13 protein-coding genes are annotated in these 18,353 nt (G+C 39.1%); 9 read left to right on the forward strand and 4 right to left on the reverse strand.

What is annotated here, in order from left to right; genetic code table 11:
* Nucleotides 1–588, forward strand: a complete 588-nt coding sequence (locus MWU82_RS16380) for a hypothetical protein (protein ID WP_247097207.1) — start codon at nt 1–3, stop codon at nt 586–588.
* 7 nt (nt 589–595) lie between these two features.
* A complete protein-coding gene (locus MWU82_RS16385) occupies nt 596–1,306 on the forward strand; it encodes a hypothetical protein (RefSeq protein WP_247097208.1) in 711 nt (236 codons plus the stop codon).
* A gap of 313 nt (nt 1,307–1,619) precedes the next feature.
* Here MWU82_RS16385 and MWU82_RS16390 read toward each other — a convergent pair whose 3' ends face one another.
* From MWU82_RS16390 to MWU82_RS16400, 3 genes are read right to left on the reverse strand one after another with little or no spacing between them, the layout of a single operon-like run.
* Complete coding sequence (locus tag MWU82_RS16390) at nt 1,620–2,351, reverse strand: HAD family phosphatase (protein WP_215946700.1); 732 nt, start codon at nt 2,349–2,351, stop codon at nt 1,620–1,622.
* 22 nt (nt 2,352–2,373) lie between these two features.
* Complete coding sequence (locus MWU82_RS16395; protein WP_247097209.1) at nt 2,374–3,219, reverse strand: DUF4249 family protein; 846 nt, start codon at nt 3,217–3,219, stop codon at nt 2,374–2,376.
* Between the two features lie 6 nt (nt 3,220–3,225).
* On the reverse strand, nt 3,226–5,592 hold the full coding sequence (locus tag MWU82_RS16400) for a TonB-dependent receptor (RefSeq protein WP_247097210.1): 2,367 nt from the start codon (nt 5,590–5,592) through the stop codon (nt 3,226–3,228).
* An 887-nt stretch (nt 5,593–6,479) separates the two neighbouring features.
* Between MWU82_RS16400 and MWU82_RS16405 the strand changes: the two genes are divergently transcribed.
* The 5 genes from MWU82_RS16405 to MWU82_RS16425 all read left to right on the forward strand — a co-directional run bounded on the left by MWU82_RS16405 (nt 6,480) and on the right by MWU82_RS16425 (nt 9,609).
* Entirely contained in the window at nt 6,480–7,019 is a 540-nt protein-coding gene (locus MWU82_RS16405) for an RNA polymerase sigma factor (RefSeq protein ID WP_247097211.1), read from the forward strand.
* Nucleotides 7,019–7,564, forward strand: a complete 546-nt coding sequence (locus tag MWU82_RS16410; RefSeq protein ID WP_247097212.1) for a hypothetical protein — start codon at nt 7,019–7,021, stop codon at nt 7,562–7,564. Before MWU82_RS16405 ends, MWU82_RS16410 begins: the two co-directional genes overlap by 1 nt.
* The gene (locus MWU82_RS16415) at nt 7,548–8,636 is read left to right on the forward strand and encodes a hypothetical protein (protein WP_247097213.1); all 1,089 of its coding nucleotides are present in this window, start codon (nt 7,548–7,550) and stop codon (nt 8,634–8,636) included. Before MWU82_RS16410 ends, MWU82_RS16415 begins: the two co-directional genes overlap by 17 nt.
* 87 nt (nt 8,637–8,723) lie before the next feature.
* Nucleotides 8,724–9,392: a hypothetical protein gene (locus MWU82_RS16420; RefSeq protein ID WP_215946695.1), complete on the forward strand. Its 669-nt coding sequence runs from the start codon at nt 8,724–8,726 to the stop codon at nt 9,390–9,392.
* 1 nt (nt 9,393) lies between these two features.
* Nucleotides 9,394–9,609, forward strand: a complete 216-nt coding sequence (locus MWU82_RS16425; protein WP_247097214.1) for a hypothetical protein — start codon at nt 9,394–9,396, stop codon at nt 9,607–9,609.
* A gap of 57 nt (nt 9,610–9,666) precedes the next feature.
* Here MWU82_RS16425 and MWU82_RS16430 read toward each other — a convergent pair whose 3' ends face one another.
* Nucleotides 9,667–10,563: a DUF808 domain-containing protein gene (locus tag MWU82_RS16430; RefSeq protein WP_247097215.1), complete on the reverse strand. Its 897-nt coding sequence runs from the start codon at nt 10,561–10,563 to the stop codon at nt 9,667–9,669.
* A gap of 315 nt (nt 10,564–10,878) precedes the next feature.
* On the opposite strand from MWU82_RS16430, the gene MWU82_RS16435 reads away from it, so the two are divergent.
* Both MWU82_RS16435 and MWU82_RS16440 read left to right on the forward strand, forming a co-directional pair.
* Nucleotides 10,879–15,864, forward strand: coding sequence for a translocation/assembly module TamB domain-containing protein (locus tag MWU82_RS16435; RefSeq protein WP_247097216.1), 4,986 nt, complete (start codon nt 10,879–10,881; stop codon nt 15,862–15,864).
* Nucleotides 15,861–18,188, forward strand: coding sequence for a BamA/TamA family outer membrane protein (locus MWU82_RS16440; RefSeq protein ID WP_247097217.1), 2,328 nt, complete (start codon nt 15,861–15,863; stop codon nt 18,186–18,188). The genes MWU82_RS16435 and MWU82_RS16440 overlap by 4 nt, the downstream gene beginning before the upstream one ends.
* The last annotated feature ends 165 nt before the right edge of the window (nt 18,189–18,353 follow it).

Genomic DNA, 18,353 nt, shown 5'->3' on the forward strand with positions numbered 1-18,353 from the left:
ATGAACAAACATTTCCTTTACACATTTATGATTTCGATTTTTCTGAATACCATAGCCCAGGCACAATCAGACAATAAAGAATTGAAACTAAAAGTGACAAATTTAGGATTATCCGTTCAAGTTTATCCTGCAGGTATTATTCCAACGGTTAACCTGGAACAATATTTAACAAAACGTTCCTCACTGGTCTACCGACTAGGCGCTAATATAGTGGACCGCCAAGACTTTAGTGCCGAAAATGATGAGGAAAAGGGAGGGGGATTTGGTGCTTCCATAGGGTATCGAATTCACTATCCATTGCAGAATGGAGAAATTATTGCAGGCATAAATATGGATGTCTGGAATCTATGGATTGACTGGAGAGACAAATTACCCTTTCAAAATATGACATCGGGCACCACCTATACCTTGGTCTTACAACCTTGGTTGGAGACCGGTTATTTTTTCCATCTTAAAAACTCCAACTCAAAAATTGGAATAACTACTGGTTTTGGTAGGGAAATCAACACCATTGTGGACGGAAAACAGGTAGCACAGGATTGGATAGCCAGTGTTACGGTACAATATGTACTTTCCCTAAATAAGTAGGTTGAATATGCCTCCATTTATTTCTCTGCCTAGAACATTTTTTTTATTCCTTTTACTATATACAGTCGGCTATGGTCAGATTCCAAAAAAGCAATTCAATGAAAGTGATTTTGACCTTGGACAATACTCAGAATTTACCGCCAATAAAATAATACCCATTGATTTAACCTCTCAAGTATTAGTGGCACTTTCCTTTTATCCCCAACTGAGTACGACGAAAATTATCTTTAGGAATCGTGATAGGAAAACTCCTCTTAGCTCGCGACCAAGTATTTGGAGTATATTAAAGAAAAAAGAAAATCGCACATACATTATTACCATTAGTTCCTTGTCCAGCAAAAAACTAACCCCAATTCTGTATTCAAATTTGCCATACAATGCACAAATTGGGGTTTTAGGTCATGAATTGGCCCATATTTCGGATTATGGTACTAAAAATAACTGGCAATTGTTGAGCCTGTTCCTAAAACTGATACGTTCCAAAAATGTAGATAAATTTGAATACCGTACCGATCGCCGTTGTATAGCACATGGCCTAGGCTACCAATTGTATGCTTGGAGCAAATATGTAAGACAGGAATTACAAATTCCGGAATGGCGCGGGGAACCGGATAGGAATTACAAAAAGCGAAAAATTTCCCAACCCCAACGGTATATGAATCCTCTTACAATTGAATGTTATATGGATTCCTATGATCTCTATAAAAATATTAGATGAAAGATGCCAACTTATATTATTCTACGTCCTTAATGCCATCCAAAATTCCTTACTCTTAAATAATTCACATAAATCATTCCGTAGTGTCAGCCCGCTTAACCCCTGGCCCAAAAGCCTTCCAAATCTTTTTGATGGCTATAACTACCAATAAACACAAAAAACCAATAACGAGACCGGTAATAAATTCACCCAAAATAGCCGGTATGCCAATAAGCCAATGATGTAGCCATTCAATTTTATGCACAAAAATGCCCCCGACCACTAGAACCAGGCCATTCGGCTTTGACGTCTTTCCAAACCTCTGGCCGCTCCGCTAACTATTTTCCCCTATAAAATGGTAGATCCTGTTGAGAAGTTCCTTGGGATCGTCTATTATAAAAGAAGGGGCAAGTATGTTCGCAGCATGCACCTCACGTCTGGTAAGGTTGTTGGTTACGGCAAAGACGTTCATACCTGCCGCAATTCCGGCCTTAATCCCATTTAGCGAATCTTCAATTACCAAACATTCTTCAGGTTCCATTTTGAGCATATCTTTAACTTTAAGGTATATCTCCGGATGCGGCTTTCCCTGTACAATATCATCGCTGGTAAGGATAAAATCTAATTTTCCCCGGATTCCCATGGCCTCGATCACCTTTTCAGCCTCACGGCAATGCGACATGGTGGCCAGCACTGTTCGAAAATTATCCCCGTGAACTCTACGTAGCAAATCAAGGTTATACTTACAAAAATGACCGGATAGGAGGTTTTTATCGTTGAGCATTTGATGGTATATGGCAAGCCTGCTTGTAATAATCCTCTCTTTGACAGTTTCTGAATCAAGGCCGTCCAAATGTTCCGATAAGGGCTTTTTGTATTCCTCAAAAAGTCCATCCACAACTCCGGCCCTGGGAAGCCCCACATACTTCCCGAAACTGTCCATCACCATTTTTTGTAGCACCGACCCCTTTGTCAAAATCTGAATGGCCTGGGCATAGGATTCCGCCTTTAATATTTCGGTATGTACCAGAGTTCCATCAAGATCAAAAATTATTGCTTTTATCATCTTGTCCTTAAATTGGCCATAATTATTGAAAAGTGTAACTTTTTTTCACCATCTCCGATAGTCTAAAGTATCCGTATGCATAATTTTCCGGATTGCTAACATTGACACAATTTCCCTTAAGGGGGACGGGAGTAGAACTAAAAAGACCAGTACCTCCCGACTGTTCTATAAGTATCCCTATGAAATTGGAATACTGTTCGGAGATACCGTAAAACTCGATATCAATGATATCACCAGGAACAAATGCCTCTATTTTATCCGTGCTTTCATCTTCCTCCTTTTCAAAATACCAACTAATTTCGTTCCCGTTTATAAATTCATCATCCGCATCCTCCAGATAAGGAAAAAGATCGCCCCGTTCTTTGAACTTAAAAAGGTAATAATTTTCTTCCTCTTCGGGATCAGTAAATATAACGTTAACTTCAAGATCCTCATCGTTAAAACCTTTTTTTCGGGATTGGGTAAGGTCTGAAATATCTACTACCGGCATTAATTTCTCCGTGGCCGTATAGGTTTCATTATTATAAATAACTTCCAAGGTATATGTCCCGTTTAATACCGGTACAAAAGATGTCGTGGTATATTCCCCATTGTTTTGGTCTTCAAATGCATATGTTGCCCCATTAGCGTTGTTAGTGACGATAACGGAGGCCCCGGTTACACTGGAATTGTTATTGTTGCCAAAATAGGGCATGGAAGTGCTTAGCTTAATAGTTTGTTCATTCCCTGAAGTTCCTTTTTCCCAATCCAAAGAGGCTTCGATAGTTAATCTTGCCGGTGCCGTTTGCACGTCAACATCTATTACATCTGTACAGGCACTAAAGGTAATCACGATGGAAATAATTGCAAGTGTTATATATGTCTTCATTTTCTATTAAAATTTAAAGTTATAGGTTACTGATGGCACAATGCCGAAAATTGCCGTTCTGGTGGCTTCATTGGCTCCCGTATCCACATTCTGTCCAAAAGAGATGGAAGCTGCATTTTTGTGATTATAAACATTATATAAACCTAGGACCCACTCCCCTTTCCATCTATTATTGGGTTTTCTATTGGGTCTATAAGTAGCGGAAACATCCAATCTATGATACGCTGGCAAGCGATCGGAATTTCTATCCGAGTAACTGGCAATGGACAGGTCTTCATAGGTATACTGACCGTTGGGATAAGTAACCGGTCTACCTGTTTGAAAGACCAGATTGGTCCCAAACGACCATTTCTCATTTAATTCATAGGCCCCTGTCAAAGAAAAATCATGGGTCCTGTCATAAGCGGTGTTGTACCACTTTCCATCACTGATTCCCAAACCTCCTGCATTGCCTCCTGGAGTTCGTTGTTCAGATTTTGCCAAGGTATAGGCAAACCATCCGGTAAACCTACCTTCATTTTTCCTGGCCAAAAATTCAAGCCCATAAGCCCTTGATTCCCCATTCAAAATTTCTGTCTCAATATTGTTGGCCCCTATTAAATCAGAACCGTCTATATAATCTATTCTGTTATCCGTGGTCTTGTAATAGGCTTCCACCTCCATGGAATACATTTTATCGTTGAAATTTCTAAAATAGCCCAAGGCATATTGATCCGACAATTGTGGTTTTACAAATTTGCCGCTGGGTGTCCAAACATCCAGAGGCGTAACCGAAGTGGTATTGGACAATAAATGAATATACTGTGCTGCACGTGAATAGCCGGCCTTTACTGAAGACAAATCGTTCAACTGAAATGCAAGGGAAAGCCTTGGTTCCAAATTGCCAAAAGTTTTAATAGTTTCACTTTTCCCATAATAGGTCTCCCCTACTGCAGTACCTCTTTCGTAAATACCCAATAGTTGGTTATACACCACTGGTTTATCATCCACATATTCTGTCATTGCCTGCCCTCCCATGCGACCAAATGTGCTATAACGAAGGCCGTACTGTACCGTTAACTTATCGGTTAGCTTATGTTCCGCATTAATGTACAGTGCACTTTCAAACGCTTTTTTACGGTCCAGGGACAAAGGATTGATTTCCGATGATTCTGAAGTAGGCCGAATTTGCCCCGGATCAAAATCGTAATAAATACCACTTGCCCCAAAATCCAGTTTAAATTTTTCACTGGTATAATACTTTAAATCATATTTTATATTGTAGTTGTTTATAGAGGAAATCCAATCGAACTCTTCAATTACAATACCCAGATCATAGTCGTACTTGCTATATATCAATGATAGGTTGGAAAACAATCTATCATTAAAAATATGGTTCCATCGCAAATTTCCCGACAAGTTTCCGTAACTGCTATTAAAACTTTCCCCTAATTCAAAGGCATCCCTACCAAAATATCCGGAAAGAAAGAGCTGGTTATTCCCATTAAGGTTGTAATTGGTTTTAAGATTCAAATCATAAAAATTTGCACTGTTGTCTTTTCCTGCAGCCTTCAACATCAAATGGGCATATGATCCTCTTCCTGCAATTAAGAAAGAACCTTTTTCATTGAACATAGGGCCTTCCAAGGCCAATCTGCTAGAAACAATTCCGATTCCCCCGGTCATGGCAAAATTTTTGCTATTCCCATCCTTTTGGCGTACATCCAAAACTGAAGAGGTTCTTCCTCCAAATCGCGCAGGAATACCTCCCTTGTACAATTTAATATCCTTGATGGCATCTGCATTAAAGACCGAAAAGAATCCTAGTAAATGGGATGTGTTGTAAATAATGGCCTCGTCCAAGAGTACCAAATTTTGGTCTGCCGCACCACCTCTAACATGAAACCCACTGGAGCCCTCGCCATTATTGGTAACTCCTGGAAGCATTTGTAGGGATTTTATAATATCCAACTCCCCTAATACCACTGGCATTTGTTTTACTGTTTTAATGTTTAGTTTGGAAACGCTCATCTCCGGCTTTCTAAGGATAGCACGTTCCGGTTCCTCGGCAGTCACCACAATTTCGTCCAGTTGGGTAGAAAACTCCATGATTTCAAAATCTATTTTTTGATCCCGATCTAGGACTATTTCCTTTTTTAATTCAGTAAAACCGATATAGGAAATAATAATTTTGTAATTCCCTTTTGGAGCGGTAAGGGAGTAAAAACCATATTCGTTGGTGGTAACACCTATCGTGGTCCCCTCCAAAAAAACAGAAGCCCCAAAAAGGGCCTCCCCATTACTCCCATCCGCAATGGCACCACTTACGGTATACCTTTCCTGAGCGGATAATACTGTTGTGAATAATAAAAATGTTAGAAAAATATTTTTCATTCTTTGATTATTGAATATTTCTTTAATGATTGTTCGTTTGTTCTTTTTTAATAAGTACCTATGACAGCCCTATGCCGTTACCTTGTAGTTTTGATTGATGAATAAACCTCCTAAGTGTATTGGGTACCTCTGCTGATTACTTGTTAATTTTTGCTACATCTAATTTGCTTTATACTTACAGTGGTTAAAATTTATTTTTTTGTTCCTTCTTAATCCATATTACCAAATAGGCATGTGCCTACATTATCTTTTCCCTGGTTGGTCCAACCCAATAAACCGATGTTTCCATTAGGTACTGTCAAGATTCTTTCCATAATTCCTCGGCAAAATTGTGAATTCATTTCCTTTCAAACGTTCCGTAATGAAAATCCGAACCTTATTTTGAGAATAGTGTTTCATTGGGATTTGCAATTCGGCTAGAGGCTATGTTGGAATTTAGTAATGTGGACCAACAGCCTCTATGGGAATATCCGTTTCCAGAATATAGATGCGCTATATCTTTCCTAGGCCTACTTGTAATTTTGGCAATAACACTTTCTATTGCCAACCACCTAAAAAATAATAAACTGCCCCCCTCAACAAAGGATGCTAATTCTCTATTTTGATTTCTTGATTTCAATTTTTGATATTCATGTTTATGTTATGGCCTATTGACATCCGAAAAAAATAAAGGTTGCATATCTTCCCTAAAAAAAATTATTTCAATTTTCAGCTGCCAAGTTTATTCCGCTAAAACTTGCCCTATTTAGTGGCTTTCGGGGTAAAGGAGTATGGGTGAAATTAAATTGTCCAAAAATATTTTTCTGTTTAGATGCAACTTTTTCCACTATTGTTTGTCTATTAATTTGAAATCCCCCCTGATTGGACCGTTAAAACCATTTTTTTAGTTGAAAACCAATATCCGTTTTACACACCAGGAACTTGTTGAAAAGAGCAAGTTGGGCGACCGAAACTCACAGTTTCAATTGTATGAACAGTATGTAGATGCTATGTACAATGTTAGTATGAGGATGTTGTGCAGTAAGGAAGATGCTGAAGATACCGTTCAGGACAGTTTTGTTGAAGCTTTCAAGAATTTGGGGAATTTTAGATATGAGAGCACATTTGGTTCTTGGCTAAAAAGAATTGTAATCAATAAAAGTATCAACCATTTAAAATTAAAACGGATTCCCTTAGTGCCAATAATTGACCATGAATATCATCTCACTGAAGAACCAATTGAAAACGTAAAGGACATAGATATAGAAAAGGTAAAAAGAGGCATTAAACAGCTTCCACCGGGTTACCAGCAGATTATACACCTATACTTGATAGAAGGATACGATCATGAAGAAATTGGGGAAGTATTGGAAATATCAAAATCCACCTCTAAATCCCAGTACCACAGGGCTAAGAAAAAGTTACTTGAAATTATAAAAGAAATGTAATGGATTATTTTGAAAAACATATAAGGGACAACAAGGCATTGTTCGATGAACACAAGGCAGACAGATCTAAAATGTGGGCCAAAATAGAATCCGAACTGTCCAATACGAAGCCAAAGGTAGTTCCGTTGTGGAAATCCCCGTTATTTCGTGTGGCAGCCAGTATTGTGTTGGTCTTGCTTTTGTCTATCCTAATCGGTATTACAGTGTATGGCGGACAGCTCTCCGGCTCGCAGAACAGTGTGGTCTCCCAAGAACTCCTGGATATTGATATGCATTATAGCAACTTGGTACAGCATCAAGTACAATTAGTAAAAAATCATCCCGACCTATCACAGGAAGACAAAGACGAATTTCTATCGTTCATGGACGAATTGGATGAAGAATACGGAGTTTTAAAATTGGAAATGGAAAAAAACCTCGGCAACGAAAGGGTCTTGGAGGCTATTATTGGCAATTACAAAAAAAGGATAGAACTCATAGAAAACTTATTGAGGCAAATAAATGATTCAAAAATGATAAATGACGATTATGGATACACCTTATAAAAACTCGCTATTATGTCTAGCCATGGTCCTAATGGCCAATTTAATGCTAGCCCAGGAAAAAGTATCGAAAACCATATCGGAGACTTTTGAAATGTCCAATGCCGGAGAACTCCAAGTGGACAACAAATATGGCAACATAACTATCCACGGGTGGTCCAAGAACAATATTTCGATTGCTGTAGATATTACTACCACTCATAAAAAAAGGGAGAACGCACAAAACCTATTGGATCGTATTGAGCCTAGAATTAAATCCATGACAGATTTTGTGACTATTAGTTCGGAAATTGCAGAAAAAAACAAAGGTTTTTTGGCCGAGTATTTCAACAAGGCAAATCCGTTCGACTTTGACCGAAGCAATATACAGATAAATTACTCCATTTATTTACCCGCCAATGCGGTGGTGGACATCAATAATAAGTTTGGCGACGTCATTCTAGAGGATTGGACCGGCAAATTAAAAATAGACGTACAGCATGGCGATATTTGGATCAACAAAAACCTTAAAAACGCAGACATTGTCCTAAAATATGGTAAGCTGAAGGCCAAGAATATAAACTTTGGAAGTATCAATTTAAAAAATGGCAGTTTATCCCTTGGCAAATCCAAGGATTTAAGACTCACCAGTAGCGGTTCAGCTATAGATATAGAGGAGATTACCTCCTTGGAAATCTATTCCAGTAAAGATGAAATTACCATTGACGCCGTGGAAGACATACACGGGGCATTGGAATTCTCCAACGTAGCATTGGAGAATGTGGACGATGAAATTGATCTGGTCATGAAAATCGCGGAATTTAAAGTATCGAACATTCATAGTGCGGATGCCAAGATCAAAATTCAGCAACAATCCTCGGAAATAGTTCTTAATGTTCAGGATTTCTCCTTTAGGTTTAATGCAACCTTGGAGGAAGGATTGTTGCGTCTTCCTAAAACCTTCGAAAATGTAGAAACCCAAATGATAGATAAGGGAAAAAGAATACGCGATATAAAGGCTACTTACGGCAATTCCAAACTGGGTTCCATTTCCATTACAGGTGAAAAAGGGGTAATACTTTTAAAGGAACTTTAATTTAAATTAAAAAAAAAGTGAAAAAAAATGCAACTTTTTACAGAGTTTGTTGTCTACTATAACATCATCAATCAAAAATCAAAGAGCATGAAATTAAACACAGCAATTTTACTTCCCCTTTTATTGGGGTTCATTATTCCAACCTTTGCCCAGGACACTTCTGGCGATTATGTGGAGTTTAATGACCGAAATAATGTAGTGCATGGGGTCTACCTAGGTCTAACGACCCACTATGGAGAAATTGAGGATAAGGACACCTTCTTCACAAGTTTGCAAGTCGCATATGTGGCCAACCAACAATTTGAAATAGGTTTTGTGGGCACCTTCTTCTATTCGGACCAAAATATTTATAGGGGTCTGTCCATGTACGATGAAGATCTTATTGGCGCTTATGGAGGACTGCATTTAGAACCTATTTTTTTTAGCAAAAACCTCGTTAACCTCTCATTTCCGGTATTGATAGGAGCTGGGGGCATGGGCTATATAGATGACAATTATAGCGACCATGATTTTGACGAGCAAGAATTTGAAGATAACGCACAGGCCTTTTTTATAGTTGAACCCGGTATCAACGCCTTGTTCAATATTTCCAGGTACTTACAATTGGAGGCTGGAGTAAAGTATCGATTTTCGAATAAATTCAACGATGCCAAGAGCTTTGCCCCCATTAAGGACATAAACGGCTTTTCCGCAGGAATAGGAGTCAAAGTGGGCATTTTTAATATGGGAAGGAATAGGTATAAAAAGAATATATAATATGAAAAATACAACTAAAAGCATTTGCTGCATCTGCCATGATGTTATTGAGACCCAACATGTATTTTCAGAGGACAATCAAGTTTTCCTAAAAAGAAATATGATCGAATCCTCAAATGGAAAAACACTCAAAGACCAATGGTATCCGATAAATTTCCAATGGGTATCGGACATAGAGCTAAGAAATAATTTAGCGCTGCAATCCAATTTGGATTAAATATTAGTAATTGGCAAAAGGCTTCTTCCTAGTTATAAAACGTGTAAGAACAAGTATTCATTTGTGGTCGGTTTTGCGGTTTGGCCGTAACAGGGTTAAAACCTTCTTAAATACCATTACCACCAATAAACAAAGGAAACCTATAACCAGACCGGCTAAAAATTCCCCCACTATTGCCGGCAATGCCTCTAGCCAATGATGAAGAAATTCTAGGTTATGTACAAAAATCCCTCCGGCCACCAGAACCAGGGCGATGGTTCCTATTACCGATAAACTTTTTATAACTACAGGCAGTGCTCCTACTAAAAACCTGCCAATAGAATCGGATATACTGTTCTTCTTGCCATTAAGCTCAATAAGCTTTAATCCAAAGTCGTCCATCCTAACGATAAGCGCAACTATACCGTAGACCCCGGCCGTTGCCACCAAGGCTATAATGGAAACTACCATTACCTGGGTCCAAATAGGCTCCTGAACTACCGTTCCTAAGGCTATGATTACTATTTCTACGGAGAGAATAAAATCGGTTATAATGGCCGACTTAATTTTTTCCTTTTCCAAAAGCAGGATTTCTTTTTTGGTTAAATAGGTTTTTACTTTCTCTTCTTTTGGATGTTCGTGAGGTACAAAAAATTCATAAATCTTCTCTGCCCCTTCATACGCCAGATAAAGTCCGCCCAATACCAAAATCACAGTGATTGCCAATGGAAAAAAAGCACTGAGCAGAAAAGCTATGGGAAGAATGATCAATTTGTTCAGTATGGACCCTTTTGTAATGGCCCAAAGCACTGGAATTTCACGTGAGGAAACAAAACCAGAAGCCTTTTCGGCATTTACCGCCAGATCATCACCCAAAATACCGGCCGTTTTCTTACCTGCAATTTTGGTCATAGCCCCTACGTCATCCATTAAACTGGCAATATCGTCCAGTAAAGCAAAAAATCCTGATGCCATATAATTACACTTCCTTTATTAATTTATTTTGTTATTTTTTCACCCACATGCTAACGCTCCATGCCCGCAAATATATTTTATAATTTCTACACCTGCATTTTAATTACAAGAATAGGTCCTTTTCCTCAAAAACCAAGGCTCAAAAAATTCCAATTTTGCCCCAATACACCTTTAGCTTCTAACAAAACCCCACAATTATTGACCAATATATTTGTACAAATTCCCTTTACCCGTATATTTTATTTAATAAGTTAGCATAAGTATCGTAAAAGCGCATTTCCTATTCCACTAATGATGATCTTTGGTGTACAAATTATGAAATCAACCAAGTCAAAATATCGATTTTTTAGGAGGGCCGCCAAAGTTGTTTTGGTATTTGCTTTGCTTTTTATCGTATTGGTACTTATTATTAGAAGCCCATGGGCCCAGAATTTCATAGTAAACAAAGCAACAAATTACATATCCAGCAGGACCAATACCAAAGTTGAAATAGACCAGCTTTTTATAACTTTTTCAGGAAACGCTTTTTTGGAAGGATTATATCTGGAGGATAAAAAGGGGGATACCCTACTGTATTCCAAAACCATGGAGGCCAATATACCTCTTAGAACCTTGCTATTCCAAAATGAACTGAATTTAAAGTCCCTTAAATGGGAAGGTTTACGCGCTCAGATTGAACGAAAATCGGATTCGGAGAAATTTAATTACCAATTTCTCATAGATGCCTTGGCCACGGAAGATACCATTTCCCAACAGTCCAATACCGCACCTATGAAGGTAAAAATAGGGACTCTTGATTTTTCCGACTTTAAAATATCCTATAATGATAGGGTTTCGGGTTTAGAGGCCAAACTGGACATGGGTACCCTATATTTAAATGCCAATAAGACCGATCTTGAAACCATGCATTATGAGTTGGACGAAGTGGCACTATCGGATACCAAAATCCAATACAAACAAAGCAAACCTTTTGCACCCCAGGACAATCCCGAAACTAAACTCCCCTTCTTGGTGGTCAACGAACTTAATTTCAACAATATTTTATTAGATTACAATTCCATTCCAGACAATGTAATAGCAGCGGTAAGATTGGGAGAATTTAGATTGGACCTCCCCAAAGCCGATCTCACAAAAAACGAGGTGGAAATTGAATTGCTCTCCCTAAAAAACTCGGACTTCTCCCTACAACTCCAAAAAGATAATCTGGAGGTTACAGATTCTTCGGCGATCGCCATAAAAAAGTCAGACTTTTCGTGGCCCGATTTCGCATTAGTGGCAAATAAAATTTCGCTCGAAAACAATTCCGTCCAATACCGGTTAAATAACGCTACATCAGAGGCAGGGCACTTCAACCCCAACAATGTAGCGCTATCCAATCTTACTTTGAACGCAACAGACCTCAACTATCAACCTAAAAATGCCAGTCTAAATATAGACCGGTTTTTATTCATGGAAAAAAGTGGCTTCGTTCTAAACCAATTGGCCATGCACGCAAGTTTAAATGATACCTCGGCATCCATTTCCGAATTAAAAATGCAGACTGCTTCAAGTGTTTTAAATGGAGAGTTCACATTGGATTATCCCTCAATTCAAAAACTGATAGATTTCCCGGGGAATACCAAGGTAGAACTGCAATTGAAAGAGATAAAACTGGCACTTCAGGACGCCCTCTATTTTCAGCCTGCGCTAGCAGAAAATGAATATTTTACCATTGGCCAACAACATCCTATTATTGGAAATTTAAATATACAGGGGACAATAAATGATTTGAACCTGCCTAAATTAAATTTAAATTGGAGCAACACTACCTTGACAGGTGAAGGCCATCTATTCCAGCTTACTGAGTCCGATTCACTTTCTTTTGATATTTCAACTTTAAAAGCTACCTCCACCATTGCCGACCTACAGTTATTTGTAACCGAAAAGGACCTGAACATGTCCCTGCCCCAGACTATTTTGGTCGAGGCCCGGGCACAGGGCGGTTTAAAAAACGTCTCAGGAGAGGCGCTTGTAAAAATTCCAGAAGGCACTGCCCAAATCACGGGAAACTATTCCAACTTGGATACGATAAACTTCAGCGGAAGCCTGCAAGTAAGCGATCTACAATTGGGCAAGTTGCTAAAAAATGATCAACTGGGCACCATGGCATTCACCATAAATGCATCCGGAAGCGGTAGCAGCCTCAATACCTTGAATGCTGAAATGGATTCCAAATTCGACCAACTTACCTACAAAAATTACGATTTTGCCAATCTGGATCTCAATGGGAAAATCCGTAACGGAAAAGGCAACATAAACCTCAATTTCAAGGATGAGAATCTAAATTTCACTTCCCAAACAGTTGTGGATCTGGATTCCTCCAATTCAAAATATGGCCTAAATCTAAATGTCATTGGTGCAGACCTTCAAGCCCTTGGGGTTACCACAGAAAATATAAAGGCAGGGCTGGAAATGGAAGCCGATTTTACCGGTAATCCAAAAGACTTTTCATTGAATGCTTTAGTGAAAAATGGGGTTGCCGTATATGATGGGCAACAATACCAAATGGGTGAAATGGAGATTAAATCCAAAATCGATACCCTGAATACGGAGATTGCAATAATAAGTGATTTTCTGACTGGGAACTTATATTCCAATGGTTCTCCCCAAGGCATAAACACTTCCTTAAAACAATACTTTAAAAATTATTTTCAAGATTCTATAGTACCTACCTCCGCTGCCGATACCTTAAAACTAAAAATGGATTTAAAATTGATTCCGAATTCCATTCTCACTGAGGTATTTCTAAAAGATCTTGAACAATTGGACTCTATAAGTGCACACGCCAGTTTTGATGCGGCCAATAGAACCTTGGTGTCGGACTTACAAATACCCTATGCCAGATATAATGGAATGACACTTGATAGTTTAAGCTTTTCTATAAACGGAGATGCCACGAATCTCAATTTTAAGGCAGGACTGGCCAACCTCCTGGCCGATCCGGTAGACCTTGGAAGAACCTCTTTGGAGGGCAGGTTGGACAATAGGCAATTATTACTGGATTTCAGTTCTTATGATGGAAATGAAAAAATAACGCACATTGCTTCCGAAATGACCTTGGCCAAGGATACCACCTTACTCCATATCGATCCCTTGGAATTAATATTTAATAAAAAAGAATGGACTATTCCAGAAGACAATCAAATATCCATAGCAGAAAACTTTTTGGAATTCAATAAGGTAACCTTGGAAAGAAATTTACAAAAATTGAGTCTTGTAAGTGTATCTTCCGAAACGGAGGAAAAACCTCTTAGGCTAACCTTCGAGCAATTTAAACTACAGACCTTTATAGGCATGCTAAACCCAGATAGGCCTTTGGCTTCAGGAATAGTGAACGGGGATTTTACCCTTGAAAATCTATTTGGAGCCACTGGGATTGTGGCAGATTTTAATGTAACCGATTTAGAAATTTTGGAACATGCCCTTGGCAATCTAAGTTTGAATGCCAATTCCAAAACAAATGGAACCTACGATTTTAATCTAGCTTTAAAAGGCGGTGGCGCAGATATTGACCTTAACGGGGATTATGCCGCATCCGAAACTGGTGCACAACTAAATTTGGATATGGATCTAAATAGGATAGACCTCCAGTTTATAGAAAAATTCTCCCAAGGAAATTTGAAAGATTCTCATGGAACGCTATCCGGAAATATTGATGTTTCCGGGACAACTACTTCCCCCATATATTCTGGTTCTGTTAATTTTCACGACGTCGATTTTAATGTGGCAACTTTGAATTCCGTATTCAGGATTTCCGATGAAACCCTTAAAATTGATAACAAAGGAATTTATTTGGACAATTTTCAGATTACGGACGCCAATGGCAGCAACTTTAAAATGAACGGTTCCATTGGCACTGAAGAATTAACAAATCCAAAATTCGACATCAGTCTAAATGCCGAACAGTTTCAAGCCCTAAACTCCACAAAGGACGACAACGAATTGTTCTATGGCAAGTCAAGTTTTGATCTGGACTTGAGTGTCAAAGGCTATTTAAAGCTCCCAATAATAGAAGGGAGAATCAGAGTCCGTAAAATAACCGATATTACCTATGTAGTCCCCAAAGAGCAGTTGGATGTGCAGGAGCGTGAAGGAGTGGTCCTTTTTGTTAACCGTGAAAACCCCGATGCCATTCTTACCAGAAATGACCAGGAAGAAACCCCCGCTTTTTTTTCCGGCATGGATGTCAATGTTATTCTGGAAATCGCGGACGATTCGGATTTTAACATCATCATTGATGAACGTACCGGTGATAACCTTAAAGTATCTGGTAACGCAACGCTAAATCTCAATATAAAACCTAATGGCTCAACAAATCTCACCGGCCGATACGAACTAAATTCTGGGCATTATGAGACCTCTTTATACAATCTGGTAAAGCGAAGATTTGAAATCAACCCGGGAAGTACCATTGTCTGGCAGGGCGACCCAACGGATGCAAAACTGAACGTGACGGCAGTGTATGAGGTGGAAACTTCCGCAACACCACTGATGTCGTCCGTTATTTCCGGTGAAGATATAAGTGTTATCAACAAATACCGCCAAGTACTACCCTTTTTGGTATACCTTAATGTTGATGGCGAATTGTTGCAGCCAAAATTGTCCTTTAGGCTGGATATGCCCGAAGACGAACAGGGTTCCCTTGGAGGGGCTGTTTACGGTAGGGTTCAACAGTTGAACCAACAAGAGGCAGAGTTGAACAAACAAGTGTTTTCCTTGTTGGCACTTAATAGATTTTATCCCGATTCTGGCAGTGATGGAAGTATGGGCGGTACGGCAGCCATTGCAAGGGACAATGTAAACAAGGTGCTATCTGGACAGATCAATGCCTTTTCTGATAAGGTTTTTGGAAAATCAGGATTTGAGGTCGATTTTGACCTGGACAGTTTTACAGATTATCAAGGAGATAGTCCACAGGATCGCACCCAATTGAACATCAATGCCAAGAAAAAATTGTTCGATGATAGGTTGGTGGTTACTGCCGGCAGTGCTGTGGATGTGGAAGGAAGTGCGCAGCCCGGTCAAGATGAAACCCCGATTATTGGGAACGTAAGCCTAGAGTATTTACTTACCAAAGATGGCCGCTATAGGCTTAGGGGTTTTAGAAAGAACGAGTACGAAAATATTATAGACGGTCAATTGATCGTCACGGGAATAGCCCTAATTTTCAACAGGGAATTCAATAAATTCAGTCAGTTATTCAATCCCCTGAAAGAAACAGGTACAACAGATGACAAGGAGAAGGGAGATCAAAAAAAATGAATAGGATTTTGATGGCAACCAAAACATATTACTATGCGCTGATACTGCTAATACTAGCTAGCCTATACTCCTGCGGTGTAAGTAAATTTATACCAAATGGGGAATCCTTATATACAGGTTCCGAGATCAGCATTGCAGCCAATAAAGAAATAGGGAAGACCAAAAAGGTCTCCCAAGAACTGCATACCCTTCTGGAACCAGAACCCAATTCCAAAATTCTGGGGCTAAGGCCAGGGCTGTACTTCCATTATAAATCCCAGAAGAAAAACCCAGGTTTTCTAAACCGATGGCTCAATAAAAAATTTGGAGAAGAACCAATATATTTATCCGATGTAAATCCACAACGTATAGAGCAACTCATGTTGAACCGTTTGGACAATCGTGGATTTTTTTACAGCAAAGTATCGTCAGAAATAGACAGTACCCAAAAACATGCGGCCCTTAGGTACCATGCGGAGCTCCAACAACCCTATACCCTTGAACAATTTAAGCTGCATAAAGATTCCCTGCCAATTTATAAAGATATATCCAAGGCCCTGACCAGAACAGAAATAAAGCTTGGACAACGGTTCGACCTAGAGCTTATGAAATACGAGAGGGAACGTATAGATCAGGAACTAAAGCAAAAAGGTTATTACAATTTTAATCCAGATTTTTTGATTTTTGAAGTCGATACCAATCGCTATGACAACAAGAAGTTCGATCTTTTTTTGAGGCTTAAAAAAAATGTTCCCAAAAAGTCCCTTATTCCCTATACCATTGATTCCATTTCCGTATTCCCGAACTATTCAATCAATACGGATACCCTTACTCCTCCCAGAGCCACAACGATCAACGGTATAAGCTTTTTTCAGAAAGAAGAATTTTTTAAACCAAAAAAACTGGAACCTTACCTCCTTTTCGGGCCAGGTCAAAAATATAATTCAAGAACGGCCCGCCTAACAAGCAATCGCCTATCCTCTTTAGGTACCTATAAATTCGTGAACATTAGATTCAATGAAAAAGACACCACGGCTACCGATAGTGTAGGATCTTTGTCCGCGGACGTATACCTTTCGCCCCTGACCAAGAGGTCTGTACGTGCAGAATTGCAGGCCGTAACCAAATCCAATGGTTTTGCCGGTCCGGGGGTAGCCGTCACCTACAATAACCGAAATTTGTTCAAGGGGGGCGAGACCTTTGGCATTACCGGTAACTTTGCCTATGAGACCCAGCTTTCAGGAGGAAAGAACACTGGCCTCAGTAGTATAGCCGGAGGACTAAAAACGGATCTGATCATCCCTAGACTCATTCCCTTTTCCCCTAAAAAATTTAAATACGCCGTACCCAAGACGAAAATTAGCTTGGGAACCGATTTCCTAAAAAGGAGCAAATTATATACCCTAAGCTCGTTCAATACCTCCTTTGGGTATACATGGAATGCCAATAAATTTGCTTACCACGAACTCAACCCAATTAATGTAAATTATGTAAATCTTTCCAATACCTCTGAAGAATTTACGGCCATTTTGGAAAAAAATCCGTTTCTAAGACAAAGCTTTGAACAGCAGTTTATTGCTGGATTAAATTATACTTTTACCTACAACGAATTGGTAGACCCCAATAAAAGAAATCCATTTTTCGTCTCTACAAGTTTGGATATTGCCGGAAATACTTTAAATCTCCTTAGCGGTTCAAAGACCAGCATCTTTGGACTTGAATACGCCCAATATGCCAAAGCCGATATTGATTTGAGGTATTATATAAAATGGGAAAAAGAACAGGCTTTGGTGGCCCGACTTTATAGTGGATGGGGTATTCCTTTTGGAAACTCCACTACCCTACCCTTTGTAAAACAATTTTTTTCTGGCGGACCCTACAGTGTAAGGGCATTTAATATTAGATCGCTAGGACCTGGCACCTTCAATTCAGTGGAAGATGGCACCTCTTCGTTTTTCGACCAATCTGGTAATCTAAAATTGGAAGCCAATCTGGAATACAGATTTCCAATATGGTCCTATTTTAAAGGAGCTATTTTTGCCGATGCCGGAAACGTTTGGCTTACCAATGAAATAGAGATTCCAGAGGACGAACCTGCAGAGAGTCGCGAGTTCAACGAAGAATTGCTTGCCAAAGGAAAATTTAGCTCCAATTGGGCCAAGGAATTGGGGATTGGCGTGGGTTTGGGCCTTAGGGTAGATATCCAAAGTTTTGTAATACGATTTGATCTTGCTTCTCCCTTACAAATTCCCTACCTACCGGAGGGGGAGCGCATCAGGACCCCATTCTTGGATGGTGGCAGCAACAATCTCATCTTCAATTTTGCCATCGGATATCCCTTTTAACAGTTCCTAAAGCTTAAGAAGCCACATTGTTATATTAAAGAAATCATAAAGTTTTCATTATCAATCAAATGGATCAAAAATTCAATCTTTTGAACTATTGACCATCGATATTTAGGGCTAATTTTAATTAAGATAAATTATTAACCTGTCTGCTTTTTATTGCAG

Origin of the sequence: Arenibacter sp. S6351L (genome assembly GCF_023016025.1) — a bacterium.
Lineage (GTDB): Bacteria > Bacteroidota > Bacteroidia > Flavobacteriales > Flavobacteriaceae > Arenibacter > Arenibacter algicola_B.